This window comes from Pseudomonas sp. Leaf48 (assembly GCF_001421885.1).
GTDB lineage: Bacteria > Pseudomonadota > Gammaproteobacteria > Pseudomonadales > Pseudomonadaceae > Aquipseudomonas.
Map to the genome: position 1 here is coordinate 218024 of NZ_LMLH01000012.1, position 22363 is coordinate 240386.

22 protein-coding genes are annotated in these 22363 nt (G+C 58.5%); 20 read left to right on the forward strand and 2 right to left on the reverse strand.

The annotated features are described in order from the left end of the window. Positions 1-25 precede the first annotated feature (25 nt). The 10 genes from ASE98_RS11085 (at position 26) to flhB (ending at position 7653) form a co-directional block, all read left to right on the forward strand. Entirely contained in the window at positions 26-376 is a 351-nt protein-coding gene (locus tag ASE98_RS11085; protein WP_060541410.1) for an Hpt domain-containing protein, read from the forward strand. A gap of 93 nt (positions 377-469) precedes the next feature. Then, positions 470-1870, forward strand: a complete 1401-nt coding sequence (locus tag ASE98_RS11090; RefSeq protein ID WP_060541411.1) for a flagellar hook-length control protein FliK — start codon at positions 470-472, stop codon at positions 1868-1870. Positions 1871-2249: 379 nt separating this feature from the next. Further along, entirely contained in the window at positions 2250-2750 is a 501-nt protein-coding gene (fliL, locus tag ASE98_RS11095) for a flagellar basal body-associated protein FliL (protein WP_060541412.1), read from the forward strand. A 9-nt stretch (positions 2751-2759) separates the two neighbouring features. Further along, positions 2760-3728 carry a flagellar motor switch protein FliM gene (gene fliM / locus ASE98_RS11100; protein ID WP_060541413.1) on the forward strand — a complete coding sequence of 323 codons (969 nt, stop codon included), beginning with the start codon at positions 2760-2762 and terminating at the stop codon, positions 3726-3728. Positions 3729-3794: 66 nt separating this feature from the next. Continuing rightward, positions 3795-4250, forward strand: coding sequence for a flagellar motor switch protein FliN (gene fliN, locus ASE98_RS11105; RefSeq protein WP_060541414.1), 456 nt, complete (start codon positions 3795-3797; stop codon positions 4248-4250). After that, entirely contained in the window at positions 4251-4700 is a 450-nt protein-coding gene (gene fliO / locus ASE98_RS11110; RefSeq protein WP_060541415.1) for a flagellar biosynthetic protein FliO, read from the forward strand. Continuing rightward, positions 4700-5458: a flagellar type III secretion system pore protein FliP gene (gene fliP, locus ASE98_RS11115; protein ID WP_060541416.1), complete on the forward strand. Its 759-nt coding sequence runs from the start codon at positions 4700-4702 to the stop codon at positions 5456-5458. The genes fliO and fliP overlap by 1 nt, the downstream gene beginning before the upstream one ends. Next, entirely contained in the window at positions 5455-5724 is a 270-nt protein-coding gene (gene fliQ / locus ASE98_RS11120) for a flagellar biosynthesis protein FliQ (RefSeq protein ID WP_060541417.1), read from the forward strand. Before fliP ends, fliQ begins: the two co-directional genes overlap by 4 nt. Positions 5725-5727: 3 nt before the next feature. Next, complete coding sequence (fliR, locus tag ASE98_RS11125; RefSeq protein ID WP_060541418.1) at positions 5728-6510, forward strand: flagellar biosynthetic protein FliR; 783 nt, start codon at positions 5728-5730, stop codon at positions 6508-6510. 3 nt (positions 6511-6513) lie between these two features. Then, positions 6514-7653: a flagellar biosynthesis protein FlhB gene (gene flhB / locus ASE98_RS11130; RefSeq protein ID WP_060541419.1), complete on the forward strand. Its 1140-nt coding sequence runs from the start codon at positions 6514-6516 to the stop codon at positions 7651-7653. 146 nt (positions 7654-7799) lie between these two features. On the opposite strand, the gene ASE98_RS11135 is transcribed toward flhB, so the two are convergent. Continuing rightward, on the reverse strand, positions 7800-8894 hold the full coding sequence (locus ASE98_RS11135) for an RHS repeat-associated core domain-containing protein (protein WP_082457521.1): 1095 nt from the start codon (positions 8892-8894) through the stop codon (positions 7800-7802). A 274-nt stretch (positions 8895-9168) separates the two neighbouring features. On the opposite strand from ASE98_RS11135, the gene ASE98_RS25775 reads away from it, so the two are divergent. Next, positions 9169-10209 carry an RHS repeat-associated core domain-containing protein gene (locus ASE98_RS25775; RefSeq protein WP_082457522.1) on the forward strand — a complete coding sequence of 347 codons (1041 nt, stop codon included), beginning with the start codon at positions 9169-9171 and terminating at the stop codon, positions 10207-10209. A gap of 103 nt (positions 10210-10312) precedes the next feature. Here ASE98_RS25775 and ASE98_RS25780 read toward each other — a convergent pair whose 3' ends face one another. Beyond that, complete coding sequence (locus ASE98_RS25780) at positions 10313-11422, reverse strand: RHS repeat-associated core domain-containing protein (protein ID WP_082457523.1); 1110 nt, start codon at positions 11420-11422, stop codon at positions 10313-10315. A gap of 222 nt (positions 11423-11644) precedes the next feature. Between ASE98_RS25780 and flhA the strand changes: the two genes are divergently transcribed. The 9 genes from flhA to ASE98_RS11180 all read left to right on the forward strand — a co-directional run bounded on the left by flhA (position 11645) and on the right by ASE98_RS11180 (position 22358). Beyond that, entirely contained in the window at positions 11645-13774 is a 2130-nt protein-coding gene (flhA, locus tag ASE98_RS11140) for a flagellar biosynthesis protein FlhA (protein WP_060541421.1), read from the forward strand. Between the two features lie 11 nt (positions 13775-13785). Continuing rightward, positions 13786-15111, forward strand: coding sequence for a flagellar biosynthesis protein FlhF (flhF, locus tag ASE98_RS11145; RefSeq protein WP_060541422.1), 1326 nt, complete (start codon positions 13786-13788; stop codon positions 15109-15111). A gap of 116 nt (positions 15112-15227) precedes the next feature. Then, complete coding sequence (fleN, locus tag ASE98_RS11150; protein WP_060541423.1) at positions 15228-16058, forward strand: flagellar synthesis regulator FleN; 831 nt, start codon at positions 15228-15230, stop codon at positions 16056-16058. Beyond that, positions 16055-16795 carry an RNA polymerase sigma factor FliA gene (gene fliA, locus ASE98_RS11155; RefSeq protein WP_007894214.1) on the forward strand — a complete coding sequence of 247 codons (741 nt, stop codon included), beginning with the start codon at positions 16055-16057 and terminating at the stop codon, positions 16793-16795. Before fleN ends, fliA begins: the two co-directional genes overlap by 4 nt. A 167-nt stretch (positions 16796-16962) precedes the next feature. Further along, the gene (locus tag ASE98_RS11160) at positions 16963-17334 is read left to right on the forward strand and encodes a chemotaxis response regulator CheY (RefSeq protein ID WP_003183998.1); all 372 of its coding nucleotides are present in this window, start codon (positions 16963-16965) and stop codon (positions 17332-17334) included. Positions 17335-17355: 21 nt separating this feature from the next. Then, positions 17356-18144 (forward strand): protein phosphatase CheZ, encoded by a 789-nt coding sequence (locus ASE98_RS11165; RefSeq protein WP_060541424.1) that lies wholly within the window; start codon positions 17356-17358, stop codon positions 18142-18144. Between the two features lie 47 nt (positions 18145-18191). Continuing rightward, positions 18192-20438 (forward strand): chemotaxis protein CheA, encoded by a 2247-nt coding sequence (locus ASE98_RS11170; protein ID WP_060541425.1) that lies wholly within the window; start codon positions 18192-18194, stop codon positions 20436-20438. 49 nt (positions 20439-20487) lie between these two features. Beyond that, positions 20488-21618, forward strand: a complete 1131-nt coding sequence (locus ASE98_RS11175) for a protein-glutamate methylesterase/protein-glutamine glutaminase (RefSeq protein WP_060541426.1) — start codon at positions 20488-20490, stop codon at positions 21616-21618. After that, complete coding sequence (locus tag ASE98_RS11180) at positions 21618-22358, forward strand: flagellar motor protein (protein ID WP_060541427.1); 741 nt, start codon at positions 21618-21620, stop codon at positions 22356-22358. The genes ASE98_RS11175 and ASE98_RS11180 overlap by 1 nt, the downstream gene beginning before the upstream one ends. Positions 22359-22363 lie beyond the last annotated feature (5 nt).

A 22363-nucleotide genomic window follows, 5' to 3' on the forward strand; every position in this document is an offset into this window, starting at 1 on the left:
CAATTCTTGATCAAGGAGTGAGCAAGTGGCTGACACACATCTGGATCGCGACGTGTTGAATGCGTTGCAGGAAATCATGGAGGGCGAGTATCCGACGTTGCTGGATACCTTTCTCGAAGATTGCGAAACGCGTTTGCAGCAGTTGCACAAGGCGCAGAGCGCGGCGCAATTGATTGAGGCCGCCCATAGCTTCAAGGGCAGCAGCAGCAACATGGGAGCCTTAAGGCTCGCCGCGTTGTGCTGTCGGCTGGAAAAGAGCGCAACCCATTCATCGAAGGACGATATTCAGCAATTGATTACTGAAATCGTCAGCGAGTTTGCTATTGCCCGGCCACTGTACGAAGAGGAGCGGCAGCGATTCCTGATGGACCGTTAAGCCGTTCGACGCGACATTCGAGTGAATCTGGCGCGACCCTTGCTTTACTCTCCGCAACTGTACCTACGTATCCAGTGCAGCGGAGATCGTTTCATGCCCGTTACCCCCGATATTTTTCTTCAGGCCGCCACACAGGCCAAGGCTAAAGCGCCCCCCGCCAGTGCCCCGGTGTCGTCCCCTGAGCCTGGGAACAAGGCGTCCAGCTTCGCTCGGGTGTATGCCGATCAAACCCCGGATAAATCTGCTGCCGCCGGTAACGGATCAAATGAGCCGATTGGTAAAAAAACCACCGAAGGGCCCGAGACGCAGGATTCTGGCGAACACAGTTCTGCCGCTGTAGAGCCGGCTGTTGCCGATGACGGCAAATCCTTGCCAGTCAATCACCTGGTGCAGGCAGACGATAAGTCCGCCAGCGACGAAACGACGGATATCGAGCATAAGGCGGTGGGTGACTGCGCGCCGATCGATCCGGCTTATGATCCGGCATTGGCTCAGGTTGTCCAGATTGTAGTGCCGGCGCCAATTGCAACGGCCGCCGAAGCCGTGGTGGACCCGGCCTTGGCACAAGCTGTCCAGGCTGCAGTGCCGGTGCCGGTGCCGGTGCCGGTTTCGGTTTCGGTTTCGGCGACCGCCAAGACGACGGTGGCCCCGGCGCTGACCGCCACGGATAACGACTTCAATCCCGAAGCTGACCCACTCGATGCATTGCCGGCAGTGCGTCTGGCGATGGAACACAGTGGCCATGTGTCCGCTTCCAGCCAGGGCCAGGCCAAGGCAGCACCGATACCAGCCCAGGCTGATGGCGAGCTGACTTCGGCACAGAACTTTGCAGCGGGCATGGCGAGCATGCTGGATATGCCGCCCGACAAGGACAGTACCAGCCAGGGTGGCGACAAGGCGTTCAGCGGCTTGATCGACGCCGGTCTCAAGGATCTCACGTCCGCCAGCAGCGACACCCGTGTCGACAATTTCGCCAACCGTCTGGCGGAACTGACACAGGCCGCCACACCGAAAACCGCGAATGCCTTGCCGGTGAACCAGCCGATCGCAATGCATCAGAGCGGCTGGACACAAGAGGTGGTCAATCGGGTCATGTACCTGTCCAGCACCAATCTCAAGGCCGCCGACATTCAGTTGCAGCCAGCTGAACTTGGGCGCCTGGACATTCGGGTGAACATGGTACCGGATCAGCAGACCCAAGTGACGTTCATGAGTGCCCATCCAGCTGTCCGTGAAGCGCTGGACGGCCAGATGTATCGCCTGCGTGACATGTTTGCGCAGCAGGGCATGGGCCAGGTCGATGTCAACGTTTCGGACCAGTCCCGTGGTTCGCAGCAGGGGCAGGATCAGTCTCAACAGGCTCAGCGAGGGCGCGCCAATGCTGGCGGCGGGGGGCTGGATTCGATGGATGATGATCTTGCGCCGAGCGTTGCCGAAGTGGCTGCCAGTACCACTAGCGTGATCGGCTCCAGTGCGGTCGATTACTACGCCTGACCACACACGCCACTAAACCCTGCGGGAGTGAGCTTGCTCGCGATGGCGGTGTAGCAGTCAATGAAGATATTGGCTGTTCTGCCCTCATCGCGGGCAAGCCCGCTCCCACAGGTAATGCTGTTCACTTAAGCGGGGCAATACACCTTGTGGCGAGGGGGCTTGCCCCCGTTCGGCTGCGAAGCAGTCGCAAAACCATTACACGCGGTGTACACAAAGGTGTGACCTGGCTTAAGTGAACAGTATTGCGCTCCCACAGGGGGTTTATGTGTCATCCACACTACATTTCTCCAGCACTTCTTCCCTAGGGCGCTTCTGGCATAACACTTGCTCTTGCCTTGCCGTGCGACTGTGAAAACCCGAATAGTGACGGATTATTGGCATGGCGAAGAGCGACGCAGTAGTAAAAGAACCCGCAACCAAAGGCAGGCTCAAGCTGATCATCTTGATGGTAGTGGCGTTGCTGCTCGCGATCGGTTTGTCCGTGGGTGCGACCTGGTACTTCATGCACAGCGCCCAGAGCAAGCCCGCCAGCGCCGAGGCCGAAACTCCACTCGGCAAGCAGCCAGCGATTTTCGAGGCGATTGCCCCGGCCTTCGTCGCCAATTTCAACCAGAACGGCCGCCAGCGCTACTTGCAAGTGAGCATCACCATGCTCGCCCGCAATCCGGTCGATCTGGAGGCGCTCAAGGTTCACATGCCGGTGATCCGCAATAACCTGGTCATGCTGTTCTCCGGCCAGGATTTCGCGACCCTCGCCTCGCCGGTCGGCCAGGAAATGCTGCGCCAGAAAGCCACGGCCAGCGTCCAGGAAGTGGCGCAGAAAGAGGTCGGCAAAGTGGTCATCGAACAGTTGCTTTTCACTAATTTCGTACTGCAGTAGGAACACGACATGGCCGTGCAGGACCTGCTGTCCCAGGATGAGATCGATGCGCTGTTGCATGGCGTCGACGATGGTCTGGTACAGACCGAAAACGCTGCCGAACCCGGCACTGTCAAAAGCTATGACCTGACCAGTCAGGATCGCATCGTCCGTGGACGCATGCCGACCCTGGAGATGATCAACGAGCGTTTCGCCCGCTATACCCGCATCAGCATGTTCAACATGCTGCGCCGTTCGGCAGATGTGGCGGTCGGTGGCGTCCAGGTGATGAAGTTTGGCGAATACGTGCACTCGCTGTACGTGCCGACCAGCCTCAATCTGGTCAAGATCAAGCCGTTGCGCGGCACCGCGCTGTTCATCCTCGACGCCAAGCTGGTGTTCAAGCTGGTGGACAACTTCTTCGGTGGCGATGGCCGTCACGCAAAAATCGAAGGGCGTGAATTCACGCCGACCGAACTGCGCGTAGTACGCATGGTGCTGGAGCAGGCTTTCATCGATTTGAAGGAGGCCTGGCAGGCGATCATGGAAGTGAACTTCGAGTACATCAACTCGGAAGTGAACCCGGCCATGGCCAACATCGTCGGCCCGAGCGAAGCGGTCGTGGTGTCGACCTTCCACATCGAACTCGATGGCGGTGGCGGCGACCTGCACGTGACCATGCCGTACTCGATGATCGAGCCGGTGCGCGAAATGCTCGATGCCGGCTTCCAGTCGGACCTCGATGACCAGGACGAACGCTGGGTCAACGCGCTGCGCCAGGACGTTCTGGATGTCGACGTACCGATTGGTGCCACGGTCGCCCGTCGCCAGTTGCGCCTGCGGGACATTCTGCACATGCAGCCGGGGGATGTGATCCCGGTTGAGATGCCCGAAGAAATGATCATGCGCGCCAACGGCGTGCCGGCCTTCAAGGTCAAGATGGGTTCGCACAAAGGCAACCTCGCGTTGCAGGTGATCGAGCCGATCGAGCGCCGTTGAAGCAGTGCCCCAATCCTATTTTATTGACTGCTTCTAATTGAACAGTTGCCCCGCCGAGGACAAGTGATGGCTAACGACATGAATACCCAGGACGACCAGGCGCTGGCCGATGAGTGGGCTGCGGCCCTGGAAGAAACCGGAGATGCCCAGGTCGATATCGATGCTTTGCTGGCAGCCGATACCGCCTCGTCGGCGAACAACCGCCTGCCAATGGAAGAGTTCGGCGGCGTGCCGAAGAGCAACGAGCCGGTCAGCCTGCAAGGGCCGAACCTGGACGTGATCCTTGATATCCCGGTGTCGATTTCCATGGAAGTCGGCAGCACCGACATCAACATCCGCAACCTGCTGCAACTGAACCAGGGCTCGGTGATCGAGCTCGATCGCCTGGCCGGTGAGCCGCTGGACGTGCTGGTCAACGGCACGCTCATCGCCCATGGCGAGGTGGTGGTGGTCAACGAGAAGTTCGGCATTCGCCTGACCGACGTGATCAGCCCAAGCGAACGCATCAAGAAGCTGCGCTGAGTGAAAAAGCTTCTCGCAGTCTTGTTGGGGGCCGTGTTGGCGTTGCCGGTATGTGTGCTGGCGGCTGAGACCGTTGCCACGACCGCCGCTGCGCCGGTGGCCAGTAGTGGCGTGGCCGGACAGTTGACGCAACTGGTGTTCGGTTTGCTGTTGGTGCTGGGGCTGATCTTTTTCCTCGCCTGGCTACTGCGCAGGGTTCAGCAGGCGGGACCGGCCGGTAAAGGCCAGGTGATCGAATTGATCGGCTCGCGTGCGCTGGGCCCCCGCGACCGGTTGATGCTGGTGCAAGTGGGCAACGAACAGATTCTGCTCGGCCTGAGCCCTGGCACCATCACCGCATTGCATGTGCTCAAGGAGCCGGTGCAGGTGCCGAGCAGCGAGAAAGCGACGCCGGAGTTTGCCCAGCGTCTGATGGACATTCTGGGCAAAGATCAGAAGGATAAGAAGTAATGGGTGCGTTACGTGTCGTCCTGACACTGGTCCTGATGCTGGCCGCGCCGCTGGCGCTGGCAGCCGACCCGCTGTCGATCCCGGCAATTACGCTGGGCACCAACGCCCAGGGCGCGCAGGAATACTCGGTCAGCCTGCAGATTTTGCTGATCATGACGGCGCTGAGCTTCATTCCAGCCTTCGTCATGCTGATGACCAGCTTCACCCGGATCATCATCGTGTTCTCGATCCTGCGCCAGGCCCTGGGCTTGCAGCAGACCCCTTCGAACCAGATCCTCACCGGCATGGCGCTGTTCCTGACCCTGTTCATCATGGCGCCCGTGTTCGACCGGGTGAACCAGGATGCCTTGCAGCCGTATCTGGCGGAGAAACTCACGGCCCAGGACGCCGTGGCCAAGGCTCAGGTACCGATCAAGGACTTCATGCTGGCGCAGACGCGCACCAGTGATCTGGAGTTGTTCATGCGCCTGTCCAAGCGCACGGACATTGCCACGCCGGATCAGGCGCCATTGACCATCCTGGTGCCGGCCTTCGTCACCTCCGAGTTGAAAACCGCCTTCCAGATCGGTTTCATGATCTTCATTCCGTTCCTGATCATCGACCTGGTCGTGGCCAGTGTGCTGATGGCCATGGGTATGATGATGCTCTCGCCGCTGATCATTTCCCTGCCGTTCAAGATCATGTTGTTCGTGCTGGTCGATGGCTGGGCGCTGATCATCGGTACGCTGGCCAGCAGCTTCGGTGGTGTCTCACCATGACCCCTGAAGTCGCGGTCGACATCTTCCGTGAAGCGCTGTGGCTGACCACCATGATGGTGGCGGTGCTGGTGATCCCGAGTCTGCTGATCGGCCTGCTGGTGGCGATGTTCCAGGCCGCCACCCAGATCAACGAACAGACCCTGAGCTTCCTGCCGCGTCTGCTGGTCATGCTGGTAACCCTGATCGTTGCCGGGCCGTGGCTGGTACAGACTTTCATGGAATACATCGTGCAGCTGTACGGCAGCATTCCTCAGGTCATCGGCTAAGCCATGTCGCTGCTTCAGCTGACCGATACGCAGATCAGCACCTGGGTGGCGACGTTCATGTTGCCGCTGTTTCGCGTCGGCTCCTTGCTGATGGTCATGCCGGTATTCGGCACAACCCTGGTGCCCGTGCGGGTACGTCTCTATTTCGCGCTGGCCATTACCTTGGTCATCTCGCCTGGCCTGCCGCCCATGCCGCCGGTGAATGCGCTGGACCTGAGCGGGCTGATGCTGATTGCCGAGCAGATCCTCATCGGCGCGATCCTGGGGTTTTCCTTGCAGTTGCTCTTCCAGGCCTTCGTGGTCGCCGGGCAAATTGTCGCGATTCAGATGGGCATGGGCTTCGCTTCCATGGTCGACCCTACCAACGGTGTGTCGGTGGCGGTGATCGGGCAGTTCCTCACCATGCTGGTGACGCTGCTGTTCCTGTCGATGAATGGCCATCTGGTGGTGTTCGAAGTGCTCACCGAAAGCTTCACCACCTTGCCGGTCGGTAGCGGCTTGATGGTCAATCACTTCTGGGAGCTGGCCGGCAAGCTTGGCTGGGTGCTTGGCGCCGCGCTGATGCTGGTGCTGCCAGCGGTGACCGCGTTGCTGGTGGTCAACATTGCCTTTGGCGTGATGACCCGGGCGGCGCCTCAACTCAATATTTTCTCCATCGGCTTTCCGCTGACCCTGGTATTGGGGTTGTTCATTTTCTGGGTTGGCCTGGCGGACATCCTCAATCAGTATCAACCGCTGGCCGCAGAGGCCCTGCAGTTTTTACGCGAACTGGCAAAGGCGCGCTGAGTCATGGCTGAGAGCGAGAGCGGTCAGGACAAAACAGAAGACCCCACGGACAAAAAGAAAAAGGACGCCCGTGAGAAGGGTGAGATTGCCCGTTCCAAGGAGCTCAACACTCTGGCGGTCATGCTGGCCGGAGCGGGTGCGCTGCTGGTGTTCGGCGGCGCACTGGCCCAGGACATGATGGAGCTCATGCGCCTGAATTTCTCGTTGTCTCGCGAAGTCATTCTGGATGAGCGCTCCATGGGCACCTACCTGCTGCACTCGGGGCAGATTGCCTTGCTGGCCATTCAGCCGGTGATGATTCCCTTGTTGCTGGCGGCGCTGATCGGCCCGATCGCCCTCGGTGGCTGGCTGTTCTCGGCGGGCACCATGGCCCCCAAATTCAGCCGCATGAACCCCGGCCCCGGCCTGAAACGGATGTTTTCGGCCAAGGCGCTGGTGGAACTGCTCAAGGCATTGGCGAAGTTTTTCATCGTGTTGTTCGTGGCCCTGGCAGTCTTGTCCTCAGACATCGACGACCTGCTGCGCATCGCCCATGAGCCTTTGGAGCTGGCGGTCATTCACAGCCTGCAGCTGGTGGGCTGGAGCACCTTGTGGATGGCCTGCGGGCTGATCATCATCGCCGCCGTGGATGTGCCGGTGCAGCTGTGGGAAAGCCACAAGAAACTGCTGATGACCAAGCAGGAAGTGCGCGACGAACACAAGGATCAGGAAGGGCGACCCGAGGTCAAGCAACGGATCCGCCAGTTGCAGCGCGAGATGTCCCAGCGGCGGATGATGGCGGCGATTCCCGAGGCTGACGTGGTCATCACCAACCCGACCCACTACGCCGTGGCCCTCAAGTACGACCCGGACAAGAGCGGGGCGCCCATGCTGATCGCCAAGGGCAGCGACTTCCTGGCCCTGAAGATTCGTGAGATTGCGGCGGCCAACGAGATCCTGCTGCTGGAATCGCCGGCGCTGGCGCGGTCGATTTATTACTCGACAGAGCTTGAGCAGGAAATCCCGGGCGGGCTGTACCTGGCTGTCGCTCAGGTGCTGGCTTACGTCTATCAGATTCGCCAGTACCGCGCGGGCAAGGGCAAGCGTCCGGATCCGTTGAAGGATGATTTGCCGATTCCGCCGGATTTGCGACGCGATTCCTGATAACCCGGCCCAGTCAAACGATCACGACACTTGTGGGAGCGTGGCTTGCCCGCGATGAGGCCGGTTCAGGCGAAACACATCCCTGAAAATCCCTCTATTTTCGTTGTTGCTCTCCATATTCGAGTTGGCCTGTTTGCGATAAAGTGTCACTTTCTTATTTCGCTAAAATAAGCACTTCGAAATCTATGGTCGGTAAAAATCACGTCTAAGTAATCGAGTTGTTCGACAGGGGGGCGAACGATTTTTTTCTGGTGAAAAGTGCGCATCCTTTCTTGGCCGATTCGCGAGGATTCTGTGCTCCCAAATCTATCGGTAAGCATTAGTTTTGAACTTACATCCTTATCCAGGCTTTTGCTTATTGATGTGTTGGAATCGTTCTTGATGTTTGTCATGATATTGACGTGCTTGGAGATTTTGTCTCTTGTAAGAGTTGTTAATGTGCTTATTTGGTCTGTGCTAGTTAGGTTTTCTTTGAAGTTTACAAAGTGCTTAAAGTGTTTATCAATTTTTTCTAGTCTGCTGGCTACAGTTTTTTCAACTAAATAAGCTTGGGGCGTTAGGCTGCGCTTTGCTGCCTCCGCAATGATACTCGCCTCACCACCCGCCTTTATGTATGTACGTTCAAGAGCCTTTAGTGTTGGTTTAAGGCCTTTTGTTCCAGATAGCTTGGAAATGAGAGCATTACTGATAGTCTGTAAAGTTGTGGGCGAGTGACCTGTTGGGTCTGCCGTATTAATAGGGTTACCCGCGCAATACGTATATGCATTTAGTCCTCCCTCCCCAAACGGACTCAGGCTGTCGGGGCTATTAAACCGCATCAACACCGGATTAAACGCCCGATACCCATTCCCCAATAAATAATGCCCGGTCACCGGATCTGCCCGTTCGCCGTTGAAGCCGAGCAGGCTGAGTATTGCGCTCGCAAAGGGGCGATGGCCATAGGGCGAATAGGTGATGGCTTGTCGTGGTTGATTGCCCTTGAGCGTTTGCAGCACCGAACGCTGCAGGTCGGTAGCCAGTAGTGAGGTGTCGATTGCGCCAGCCTCGTTTTGTTGCTGCGCTAACAACTGGTCACCGTGTTGGACGATTGAACAGTGCATCGCACCTTGTATCTCGGTCACCAGCCTGCTTTTGCAGTAGAAACGATGGCGTGCAGGGGTGTTCAGCAGTGTTTGGCTGATGAGTCGATCAAGGGGATCATGGCCATAACGGCAAAGCAGGGGTGGCGGTTGCGATGGCATGGTGAGTGGTCCGAGGGCCGAAATGCTGGCACTCAGTATTGATCGATGCGGTGGAGTTGGGTACTAGCAGAACTGATAGTCTTGCCGCTGCAGACTTGTTCGATTATCTGCTTCGCCGACGACCAGAATGCGGGCCGATTTATTTTCTCTTAAATAAATCTGTCCCCATTTCCACACATTTCCAGGTCAAAATACTAACAGTTCTGATAGTAGGCAACGACTGAAAAAAGAAAGATGCTCAAGGCTCGTATTTGGATCATGCACGGAGCAGTCAATGCCTACCTCAACTCGTGGTACCCCATTGGGCAGATATCGGTACGACGCGCTTGATCGCCAGGTCGAATGCACACCCTTTCAACAGGCTGCCATACAGAGCTTTTACTGCCAAAAGCGCCTGAGCAGCGAAATACAATCCGCAGTCCAACGCAGTATTGTGCAGCACGACGACCAGCTATTGGCGCAACAGCAGTGCGAGGGCGGGAAGGTTGTCGCCACGCTGCTGGCGACGGACCAACAACGTTCGGTGTCGAGCGCGCTCGAGGCAAGTCGGCTGTATCCCTTTGCTTACACACCCTACGGCCATCGACTTGGTGGTATCAGTTTGCCCAGTGTTCCTGGCTTCAATGGTGAGCGGCCGGACCCTGTGACCAGACATTATCATTTGGGTAACGGCTATCGCCAGTTCAACCCGGTGCTGATGCGGTTTAACAGTCCGGACAGTATGAGTCCGTTTGGGAAGGGGGGCTTCAACGCGTATTCGTACTGTGGCGCAGATCCAATCAATCGGAGTGACCCGACTGGGCACTCTTTCATGTTTGTCCTACAGGTGCTGGGGGCGGGTGTTACTTTTGCTGGAACAGTGACTGCTGCGGTGGGGACGATTATTGGTAATCCAGATCTCAAAACGATTGGTTGGATCGCCGTACCGCTTGGGGGGGCTGCGATGACTATAGGGCGGTTTGGTGGGGCAATCAGATATCGTGCCATCAGTATTGCAGGGAGCCGTCCCCCTCCGTCATATGCGGTGGCGAGAGATATGCCAAGACCTCGTGACAGTGTCTCAAATGTTTCCACTACCTCTACTTCTTCCTCGCTTGCTAGTCCTCCTACATATGAAGAAGTTATGGTTAATTGGGATTTCCGTTCTGTAAATTTTTCCAAAGGTCCTATTGCTGGTCAAAGCGCTGCGCAGCCAGGATCGTCTGGCGGCACAGTTGTAAATAATTCTAGTTCCAGATCCATTAATATCAATGGCACTTCGTTGTCACGCAGAGGCAGTTCTAGCAGTAGCGACGTAGAATCCATTCGTAGGTAGCGAGTACGTGTTCGGTACCTCGTAGCCGGGGCCAGAATGGGGACAGATTTATGTTCTCTTAAATAAATCTGTCCCTATTTTCAGTCCCCATTTTCATGGATTTTTACTCTCTGACGCGCTTTGTTTCTTCATGAGTAGTGAGTGAGGAAGATCGCGAAGCTTGATCGTATTCTGAAGCGTATCTTTGAATGTATTCTGATCTTTCAATATACGCGGAACCGGCATTTTTTTTCATCCGTGATTTATACCCTTGCGGAGCGGGTCTACTGGCTTGGTGGTGAAAATGGCCTATAGCGTCGTCAAAAAAATCTGTACGTAAAATCTCTTGGTGGTTGTTCGTTGTTATAATGGCTTGTTTTGGGTTGGGAATGCCGAACTCATCGAATGGAATGCCCTCTGCTTTATGGTTGTTGTATTTTTCTCTGGATAAGCCCGGAGTCTCTGGGGGGTTGAATGGTGTGATATGTCCCGATGCTTTGAGTCGCATTTCTGATAACGCGCTTTCCTTTAATTTTGGTACGAATTCGTCTTTTGTGGATTCTGTTAATTTACGAAACGCTTTATCTCTCAGGCGCTGAGATCGCGGGGCTCGCGTGTTTAGTTTTGCCCATGCTTTATTTTTTATTGCTCTTAGTATGTAGCCGGGTAAATGTTCTGTCTTGATGGCTAGCGCAAACGCCGTGTGCCCCTGAGGGTCGCACAGATTGATTGGGTCTCCCAGGCAGTACGTATATGAATTCAACCCGCCCTTGCCAAACGGACTCCAACTGTCCGGACTATTAAATCGCATCAACACCGGATTAAACGCCCGATATCCATTCCCCAGCAAATAACACCCGGTCACCGGATCCGGCCGTTCGCCGTTGAAACCGAGCAGGCTGAGTAACCCGTTTTCACCGGGCCGGCATCCGTAGGGCGAGTAGGCAATGGGTTGTCGTGGATGATTGGTTTTGACCACCTGCAGCACCGAACGCTGCTGATCGGTGGCCAGTAGCGTGGTATCGAGGGCATTACCTTCGCTTTGCTGTTGCGCCAGTAGCTGGTCACCATGCTGGAAGATCGAATAGCGCGTCGCCCCCTGTATCTCGGTGGCCAGTCGGCTTGTGCAGTAAAATCGCTGGCGCTCAAGGGTGTTCACCAGCGTGTGGCGGGTGAGTCGATCAAGAGGGTCGTAGCCATAACGGCAAAGCAGGGTGGTAGGTTGTGATCGCATGGTGAGTGCTCCGAGGGGCCGAAGTGCTGGTGTTCAGTATTGAGCGTTGAGTTGGGATTGGGTACTAGCAGAACTGATAGTCTCGCCGCCGAAGGCTGCGATCTTTTTTCTGCAAAAAACCTCCATTTCAACCTCCCGCCAAAGTTGGAAGGCTTCTTGCAGTAGCCGCCCTGCGCCCGCTTCTGGCGTCAAAAGTTTGCTTTAAAGGAACGGGGAATACCGGTGGATCGCTCTCAGTTAATCAACACAGCCCGCACGAACGTTGCCGATTTAAGTCGTGGCAATCTGGGCGTGCCGTTGTTGCTGCTGGTCATGCTGGCGATGATGATGTTGCCGGTGCCGCCGTTCCTGCTGGACGTGTTCTTCACGTTCAACATTGCCCTGTCCATTGTCGTGCTGCTGGTCTGCGTGTACGCCTTGCGTCCGCTGGATTTCGCCGTGTTCCCGACCATTCTGCTGGTGGCGACGTTGCTGCGGCTGGCGTTGAACGTGGCCTCCACGCGAGTGGTGATGCTCCACGGCCAGGACGGCCACGCCGCCGCGGGCAAGGTGATCCAGGCTTTCGGTGAGGTAGTCATCGGCGGCAACTACGTGGTGGGTATCGTGGTCTTCGCGATCCTGATGATCATCAACTTCGTCGTGGTGACCAAGGGTGCCGGGCGGATTTCCGAGGTGAGCGCGCGTTTTACCCTCGATGCGATGCCCGGCAAGCAGATGGCGATCGACGCCGACCTCAACGCCGGATTGATCGATCAGGCCCAGGCCAAGGCCCGTCGCTCGGAAGTCGCCCAGGAGGCCGAGTTCTACGGTTCGATGGACGGTGCCAGCAAGTTCGTTCGCGGTGACGCCATCGCCGGCCTGTTGATTCTGTTCATCAACCTGATTGGTGGCATGGCGGTCGGGATTTTCCAGCACGGCATGAGCTTCGGTGATGCCGGCCGGGTGTACGCGCTGCTGACCATCGGTGACGGTTTGGTGGCGCAATTGCCATCACTGTTGTTATCGACAGCGGCGGCGATCATGGTGACCCGTGCTTCCGGCTCGGAAGACATGGGCAAGCAGATCAATCGGCAGATGTTCGCCTCGCCCAAGGCGCTGGCAGTAGCGGCCGGCCTGATGGCCGTCATGGGCCTGGTGCCCGGCATGCCGCATTTCTCCTTCCTGACCATGGCCGCCCTCGCAGCCGGTGGCGCTTACCTGTTCTGGAAAAAGCAGAATGCGGTGAAGGTTCAGGCACTGCAGGAGGTCAAGCGCCAGCAGGAGCTGCTGCCATCACCGGCCCGCGCCATGGAAACCAAGGAGCTTGGCTGGGACGACGTCACGCCGATCGACATGATTGGCCTGGAAGTCGGTTATCGCCTGATTCCGCTGGTGGACCGCAACCAGGGCGGCCAGTTGCTGGCGCGGATCAAGGGGGTGCGCAAGAAGCTGTCCCAGGATCTGGGCTTTTTGATGCCGACCGTGCACATCCGCGACAACCTCGACCTGGCGCCAAGCGCCTATCGCCTGACTTTGATGGGGGTGATTCTCGCTGAAGCAGAGATTTACCCTGACCGCGAATTGGCCATCAACCCGGGGCAAGTCTACGGCTCGCTCAATGGCATAACCGCCAAAGATCCGGCTTTTGGCCTGGAGGCGGTCTGGATCGAAATCAGTCAGCGGGCACAGGCGCAATCCTTGGGTTACACCGTGGTCGACGCCAGCACGGTCGTGGCCACCCACTTGAACCAGATTCTGTACAAGCACTCCAGTGAACTGATCGGTCACGAAGAAGTGCAGCAACTCATGCAATTGCTGGCAAAAAGCTCGCCAAAACTCGCCGAAGAGCTGGTTCCGGGTGTGGTTTCGCTGTCGCAACTGCTCAAGGTTCTGCAGGCGTTGCTGGCCGAGCAGGTGCCGGTGCGCGACATTCGCAGCATTGCCGAAGCCATCGCTAACAACGCCGCCAAGAGTCAAGATACTGCCGCTTTGGTGGCCGCCGTGCGCGTCGGCGTGTCCCGTGCAATCGTGCAAAGCATTGTAGGCACTGACTCCGAGCTGCCTGTGATCACCTTGGAGCCAAGGTTGGAACAAATATTGCTCAATAGTCTGCAGAAGGCAGGGCAGGGCTCAGAAGAGGGTGTTCTGCTGGAGCCGAGCATGGCTGAAAAGCTGCAGCGCTCGTTGATCGATGCGGCACAGCGTCAGGAGATGCAAGGTCAGCCGGTGATTCTGCTGGTAGCCGGTCCGGTTCGCGCGATGCTCTCGCGATTCGGCCGACTGGCAGTCCCGGGTTTGCATGTGTTGGCTTACCAGGAAATTCCTGACAACAAGCAAGTGACCATCGTTGCGACAGTAGGCCCCAACGGCTGAGGTAGTGGTTTATGCAAGTTAAGCGTTTTTTCGCCGCCGATATGCGTCAGGCCATGAAGCTGGTTCGTGATGAGCTGGGCGCTGATGCCGCCATCATTGGCAACCGCCGGATCGCCGGTGGTGTCGAGCTGACGGCTGCGCTCGACTACAAATTGTCGGCGCTGGCGCCTCGTGTTCCGAACATGGAACTCGAAGACGAGCTGCGCAAGACCCAGTCGCGGATCGTCACCGCCCAGGCCGAACTGAGCCTGCGTGGCGAAGGCGAGAGCGACAATGCAACCAATCGCCAGTTGTTCGCCGGCCTGCCCCTGACAGCCGCCGAGCCGCTGATCGAACCGACCCTGGCCGAGCCGCGGCGTCCCGCTCCGGCCCCGGCTGCGGCGGCAGGTGTCGATCCTCGTGCGCTCGACTCCATGCGTTTTGAACTCAACAGCCTGCGCGAACTGATGGAAGTCCAGCTCGGCTCCCTGGCCTGGAATCAACTGCAAGGCAGCCGTCCGGATCAGGCCAACCTCTGGCGTCGCCTGCAACGTATCGGCCTGTCCGGCCCGTTGTCACGCGACCTGCTGGGGCTGATTACGGATATCGAGGAGCCGCGTCAGGCCTGGCGCATGTTGCTGGCGCACCTGGCGCGGATGATCGTCACCCCGGAAGTCGAACCTCTGGAAGAGGGCGGTGTGATCGCCATGGTGGGTCCTGCCGGCATGGGCAAGACCACCACCCTGGCCAAGCTGGCGGCGCGTTATGTGCTCAAGTACGGCGCGCAGAACATCGCGCTGGTCAGCATGGACAGTTTCCGCATCGGTGCCCAGGAGCAACTCAAGACCCTCGGACGCATCCTCAATGTGTCGGTGACCCACGTCGATCCGGGCCAATCCCTGGTGCAGGCGCTGGAGCCGTTGCTGCGCAAACGGGTGGTGTTGATCGATACCGCCGGCCTGCAGGCCAGCGATCCGGCGTTGCGCATGCAGCTCGAAAGTCTGGCCGGTCGCGGCATCCGTTCAAAAAATTATCTGGTTCTGGCAACCACCAGCCAGAAACAGGTTCTAACTGCCGCTTATCACAGTTACAAGCGCTGTGGGCTTGCTGGCTGCATTCTGACTAAACTGGATGAGACGGCGAGCCTGGGCGAGGTGTTGAGCCTGGCGATCGGCCATGAGCTGCCGGTGGCTTACCTGACTGATGGACCGCGGATCCCGGATGATTTGCATCTGCCCCGTCGTCACCAGTTGGTCAGCCGCGCCGTCAGTGTGCAAATGCAGGAAGAGCCCAGCGAAGAAGCCATGGCTGACATGTTCGCTGATATCTACCACAGTCCGACCAAGCAGGTTGGCTGAGGTAATAATGAATAGATTTTGTACCTACATCGATGGTCTGCCATGCATTGTTCCGTTTGCGAACGCGCAGCCAGTAATGTGGCCTCCGTCTATGCAAGACAAGGTAGTGAAATAACATGGGCAGCATGCATCCTGTACAGGTGATCGCGGTGACCGGCGGCAAAGGTGGCGTCGGGAAAACTAACGTGTCAGTGAACTTGTCCCTGGCTTTGGCTGAACTTGGCCGGCGCGTTATGTTGCTGGACGCCGACCTGGGCCTGGCGAACGTTGACGTCCTGCTGGGGCTGACACCCAAACGTACCCTGGCCGACGTGATCGAAGGCCGCTGCGAACTGCGCGATGTACTGCTGCAGGGCCCCGGCGGCATCCGTATCGTCCCGGCCGCATCCGGGACTCAGAGCATGGTGCATCTGAGCCCCGCGCAACACGCCGGCCTGATCCAGGCCTTCAGTGATATCGGCGACAACCTCGACGTACTGGTGATCGACACCGCTGCGGGCATTGGTGAGTCGGTGGTCAGTTTCGTTCGCGCAGCCCAGGAAGTGTTGCTGGTGGTCTGCGACGAACCGACCTCGATCACCGACGCCTACGCCTTGATCAAGTTGCTCAATCGCGACTACGGCATGAACCGCTTCCGCGTCCTGGCCAACATGGCTCAAAGTCCGCAGGAAGGGCGTAACCTGTTCGCCAAGTTGACCAAGGTCACCGATCGCTTCCTCGACGTCGCCTTGCAATACGTCGGCGCGGTGCCCTACGACGAAAGCGTGCGCAAGGCTGTGCAGAAGCAGCGAGCGGTCTACGAAGCGTTCCCGCGTTCCAAGTGTTCGCTGGCGTTCAAGGCGATCGCGCAGAAGGTCGATGCCTGGCCGCTGCCTGCCAACCCCCGTGGGCATCTTGAGTTTTTTGTCGAGCGTCTGGTGCAGCAAACCGCAGGTCCGGTTCTATGACAGCCAGCGGTTACAACCTCTACAAGAAGTCGGCGCGTGACGCGCAGTACGAGCTGATCGAGCGTTACGCGCCGCTGGTCAAACGCATTGCTTACCACTTGCTGGCGCGTCTGCCGGCCAGTGTCCAGGTCGAAGACCTGATCCAGGCCGGGATGATCGGCCTGCTCGAAGTTTCAACCAAATACGACGCCAGCAAAGGCGCGAGCTTCGAAACGTACGCGGGCATTCGAATCCGCGGCGCGATGCTCGATGAAGTGCGCAAGGGGGACTGGGCGCCACGTTCGGTCCACCGCAATACCCGCATGGTCAGCGACGCAATTCGCTCGATTGAAGCTAAAACCGGCCGTGACGCTAAAGATCACGAGGTTGCGGCCGAACTCCAATTGAGTCTCGACGATTATTACGGGATTTTGAACGACACCCTGGGCAGCCGGTTATTCAGTTTCGACGATCTGTTGCAGGACGGCGAACACGAAGGGCTGCACGAGGATGGCGCGAGTGCTCATCTGGAGCCGTCACGCGATCTGGAAGATGAACGCTTCCAGGCAGCGCTGGCGGACGCGATTGCCAATTTGCCGGAGCGTGAGCGACTGGTGTTGGCGCTGTACTACGACGAAGAACTGAACCTCAAGGAAATCGGAGAGGTCCTGGGGGTCAGCGAATCTCGGGTCAGCCAGTTACACAGCCAGTGCGCGGCCCGTTTGCGGGGGCGTTTGGGGGAGTGGCGAGCGCGCTGAAGGCAGTGTGGGGACACTGCGAACGAGACTGGTGCGGATTTGAACGGCACCGGTCGCGATCTGTTGTGCTCCAGACAGTCATCGAGTGCTTTGCCGGATTGATTGAAATGGCGCGTCCAGGTGCTGGGCGCGCTTAAGACTGCTTGGAGGTCGAATTGGACAAGAACATGAAAATCCTCATCGTTGATGACTTCTCAACGATGCGGCGGATCATCAAGAACCTGCTGCGTGACCTTGGGTTCACCAACACCGTCGAGGCCGACGATGGCACCACTGCCATTCCGGTGCTCAACAGCGGAAGTATCGACTTTCTGGTAACGGACTGGAACATGCCTGGCATGACCGGTATCGATCTGTTGCGTCACGTGCGCGCCGATGAAAAGCTCAAGCACTTGCCGGTGCTGATGGTGACCGCTGAAGCCAAGCGCGAGCAGATCATCGAAGCGGCCCAGGCCGGCGTCAACGGCTATGTGGTCAAACCCTTCACGGCCCAAGCGTTGAAAGAAAAAATCGAGAAGATTTTCGAACGCATCGGTTGATGAGCGCGCCACGGGGGAGCTATGGGCAATAACGAGTCTTCATTGGGCGATTTTGAATCGACCCTGAAAAAACACGCCGTCGAACTGGTCGCGAGCCTTGAGAAAGGCAAGTTCGGCGAAGCGGTGCAATTGATCCATGAGCTCAACCAGACCCGTGACCGCGGCCTGTATCAGGAAGTGGGCAAGCTCACCCGCGAACTGCATAGCGCCATCGTCAATTTCCAGATTGACCCGAACATGCCGCAGGCCAAGGAGGTCTCGCAGATCACCGACGCCACCGAGCGTCTGGGTTATGTGGTCAAGCTGACCGAGGCCGCAGCCAACCGCACCATGGATTTGGTGGAAAGCGCCACGCCACTGGTCAACAGCCTGGCTGATGAAGCCCAGGCCTTGAGCACCGACTGGGGACGCTTCATGCGCCGTGAAGTCGGGGCTGAGGAGTTCCGTGCATTGGCGCGGCGAGTCGATGGTTTCCTGGCGCGCAGCTGCACGGACAATCGTGCGGTGTCGAGCAACCTGAATGACATCCTGCTTGCTCAGGACTATCAGGACCTCACCGGTCAGGTGATCAAACGTGTGACCACACTGGTCACCGAAGTTGAAAGCAACCTGCTCAAGCTCGTGCTCATGGCCAGCCAGGTGGACCGCTTTGCGGGCATCGAGCATGACCGTGAAGCGATGCTTGCCGAAAAAGATCCACAAAAACATCTCTCTCAGGGTGAAGGTCCGCAGATTCATGCCGATAAAAGAGAAGACGTTGTGTCCGGTCAGGACGATGTGGACGATTTGCTATCCAGCCTAGGGTTTTGAAATTTTAGGTTTTTTAGGTTTTTAGACCTGTTAGGAGCACCCCATACATGAGCTTCGGCGCCGATGAAGAGATCCTTCAGGATTTCCTGGTGGAGGCTGGCGAGATTCTGGAGCAGCTGTCCGAACAGCTGGTCGAGCTGGAAAGCCGACCTGATGATGCTGACTTGCTCAATGCAATTTTTCGCGGTTTCCACACTGTAAAGGGGGGCGCCGGGTTCCTCCAGCTCAACGAACTGGTGGAGTGCTGCCACATCGCCGAGAACGTGTTCGACATCCTGCGCAAGGGTGAGCGTCGCGTCGACTCGGAACTGATGGATGTGGTTCTCGAAGCGCTGGACGCGGTCAACGGCATGTTCAGCGAAGTCCGCGAGCGCAGCCCGATCACCGCTGCCACACCACAATTGCTTGCGGCACTGGCCCGCCTGGCCGAGCCGCAATCGGCTGACGAAGTGGCTGCTGTCACTGCAGTGGTTGAAACGCCTTTGGCTGAAGCCGAAACGGGCGATATCACCGACAATGAATTCGAACAACTGCTGGACTCGCTGAACGCCGTCAAGGCTCAGGCCGAGGCGCCGGCACCTGTTCCTGCGCCGGTCAGCGCCGCTGCGGGCAGCGATGAAATCACCGATGCCGAGTTCGAGTCGTTGCTCGATCAACTGCACGGCAAGGGCCAGTTTGCCGTTGATGCGCTGGTCCCGACTGCGGCAGCGCCAGAGGCGCCGAAAGCGGCGGGCGACAGTTCCGATATTACTGACGACGAATTTGAAGCACTGCTGGACCAGTTGCATGGCAAGGGTAATTTTGCTGTCGAGGCCCTGGAGTCGGCCATTGCTGCGGTGCCTGCACCCGCGGCGCCGACTGCAGCGGCGGCCGGCAGCGATCTGATTTCCGATCACGAGTTCGAAGCGCTGCTCGACGAATTGCACGGCAAAGGCAAATTCAGCGAAGTCGGTACCGCCACGGCGGTGGATGGCGGCAATGCCGCCGTTGCGACTTCCGTCGTTAAGGCCGTGGCAGCCAAACCGGTTGCCAAGGCGCCCGAAGCAAAAGTGCCAGCGCCTGCCGCTGCTCCGGCTCCAGCTCGTGCCGCCGCTGCGGCGCCAGTGGAAAAGCCAGCCAGCGAAGCCGAGACCACCGTACGCGTGGATACCGCGCGACTCGACGAAATCATGAACATGGTCGGCGAGTTGGTGCTGGTGCGTAACCGTCTGGTTCGCCTGGGTGCCAACAGTGCCGATGAGGCCATGTCCAAGGCCGTATCGAACCTCGACGTGGTCACGGCCGACCTGCAGACCGCGGTGATGAAGACCCGGATGCAACCGATCAAGAAGGTTTTCGGGCGCTTCCCGCGGCTGGTTCGCGACCTGGCTCGCCAGCTCAAGAAAGAGATCAACCTGGAGCTGGTGGGCGAAGAAACCGACCTCGACAAGAACCTCGTCGAGGCCCTGGCCGACCCGCTGGTGCACTTGGTGCGCAACGCGGTCGACCACGGCATCGAGTCACCGGAAGAACGCGAAGCCTCGGGCAAATCCCGGGGTGGCAAGGTGATCCTGGCGGCAGAACAGGAAGGCGATCACATCCTGTTGTCGATCTCCGATGACGGCAAGGGCATGGACCCGAACGTCCTGCGCTCCATCGCGGTCAAGCGCGGAGTGATGGACAAGGATGCCGCCGACCGACTGAGCGACACCGAGTGCTACAACCTGATTTTCGCCCCGGGCTTTTCGACCAAGACCGAGATCTCCGACGTGTCCGGGCGTGGCGTGGGCATGGACGTGGTGAAAACCAAGATCTCCCAGCTCAACGGTTCGATCAACATCTACTCGGCCAAGGGCCAGGGTTCGAAGATCGTCATCAAGGTGCCGTTGACCCTGGCGATCATGCCGACCCTGATGGTCATGCTAGGCAACCAGGCGTTTGCGTTCCCGCTGGTGAACGTCAACGAGATTTTCCACCTCGACCTGTCGACCACCAACGTGGTGGACGGCCAGGAAGTGGTGATCGTGCGGGACAAGGCACTGCCATTGTTCTACCTCAAGCGCTGGCTGGTCAGATCCGCCGCTCACGAAGAGCAGCGTGAAGGCCATGTGGTGATCCTTTCGGTGGGCACCCAGCGGATCGGCTTTGTCGTCGATCAACTGGTGGGCCAGGAAGAGGTGGTCATCAAGCCTTTGGGCAAGATGCTCCAGGGAACCCCGGGCATGTCCGGCGCCACCATTACCGGTGACGGCCGCATCGCGCTGATTCTCGACGTACCGAGCATGCTCAAGCGTTACGCCACACGGCGTATTTGATTCTGGTGGAGCGGGGCGACTGAGCCTCGCTCTGTCTAACGGAGTGTTTATGGCAGTCAAGGTCCTGGTGGTGGACGATTCGGGGTTTTTCCGCCGCCGCGTCTCGGAAATTCTTTCGGCGGATTCGAACATCCAGGTTGTCGGCACGGCGACCAACGGCAAAGATGCGATCGACCAGGCGCTGGCGCTCAAGCCCGACGTGATCACCATGGACTACGAAATGCCAATGATGGACGGCATCACGGCAGTGCGGCATATCATGCAGCGCTGCCCGACGCCGGTCCTGATGTTTTCCTCGCTGACCCACGAAGGTGCTCGCGTCACCCTTGATGCTCTGGACGCCGGTGCGGTGGACTTCCTGCCGAAGAACTTCGAAGACATTTCGCGCAACCCCGAGAAGGTCAAGCAACTGTTGTGCGAGAAGATTCTCAGCATCTCGCGCAGTAACCGTCCTGTCCGCTCCTACAGCGCCCCGGCTCCTGTCGCTGCACCTGCCCCGACAACTGCGTCTTCGAGCATCGGCAGCTATGCCAGCAACGCGCCCGTGCGACCGGTCCCGGCTCCGATCCCGGCCCGTGTGCCAGCCGCCAGTCATTCGTCACCGGCACCCAAGCGTAAAGCCTACAAACTGGTTGCCATCGGCACCTCCACCGGCGGCCCGGTTGCCCTGCAGCGCGTCCTGACCCAGTTGCCGGCCAGCTTCCCGGCGCCGATCGTGCTGGTTCAGCACATGCCGGCGGCCTTCACCAAGGCGTTTGCCGAGCGTCTGGACAAACTCTGCCATATCAGCGTCAAGGAAGCCGAAGACGGCGACATTCTGCGTCCGGGCCTGGCGCTGTTGGCACCGGGCGGCAAGCAATTGATGATCGACGGCCGGGGCGCGGTGAAAATCCTCCCGGGCGACGACCGACTCAACTACAAGCCGTGCGTGGACATCACCTTCGGTTCTGCGGCCAAGTCGTACGGCGACAAAGTTCTGGCGGTGGTGCTGACCGGCATGGGCGCCGACGGTCGCGAAGGCGCTCGCCTGCTCAAGCAGGCTGGCAGTGCTGTATGGGCCCAGGACGAAGCAAGTTGTGTGATCTATGGCATGCCGATGGCCATCGTCAAAGCTGAACTCGCCGACGCGGTGTACAGCCTGGACGACATTGGCAGGCATTTGGCCGAGGCGTGTATCTAATGGATGTTCTAAGCCTGATTGGCATCATCATGGCGTTCGTCGCCATCATCGGCGGTAACTATCTCGAAGGCGGCCACCTCGGCGCACTGGCCAACGGCCCGGCTGCGCTGATCGTGCTCGGCGGGACCATTGGTGCGGCATTGCTGCAATCGCCGATGAGCGCGTTCAAGCGCGCCATGCAGATTCTGGCGTGGATTCTGTTCCCGCCCCGTGTCGATCTGGCCGGTGGCATCGATCGCGTGGTGAACTGGAGCCTGACCGCCCGTAAGGAAGGCTTGCTCGGCCTTGAAGGTGTAGCGGATGCCGAGCCCGACAGCTACGCGCGCAAAGGCCTGCAACTGCTGGTTGACGGTGCCGAGCCGGAAGCGATCCGCAGTATTCTGGAGGTTGATTTCTACACCCAGGAAAGCCGCGATATCGAAGCTGCCAAAGTCTTCGAGAGCATGGGCGGCTACGCGCCGACCATCGGTATTATCGGCGCGGTGATGGGCCTGATTCACGTCATGGGCAACCTGGGCGATCCGTCACAATTGGGTAACGGCATTGCCGTGGCCTTCGTCGCTACCATCTACGGTGTGGCCAGTGCCAACCTGGTGCTGCTGCCCATCGCCGCCAAGCTCAAATCCATCGCTTTGCGCCAGTCACGTTATCGCGAAATGTTGCTGGAAGGGATCCTGTCGATCGCCGAAGGTGAAAACCCTCGCTCCATTGAGTTGAAGCTCCAGGGCTTCATGGATTAAGGGAA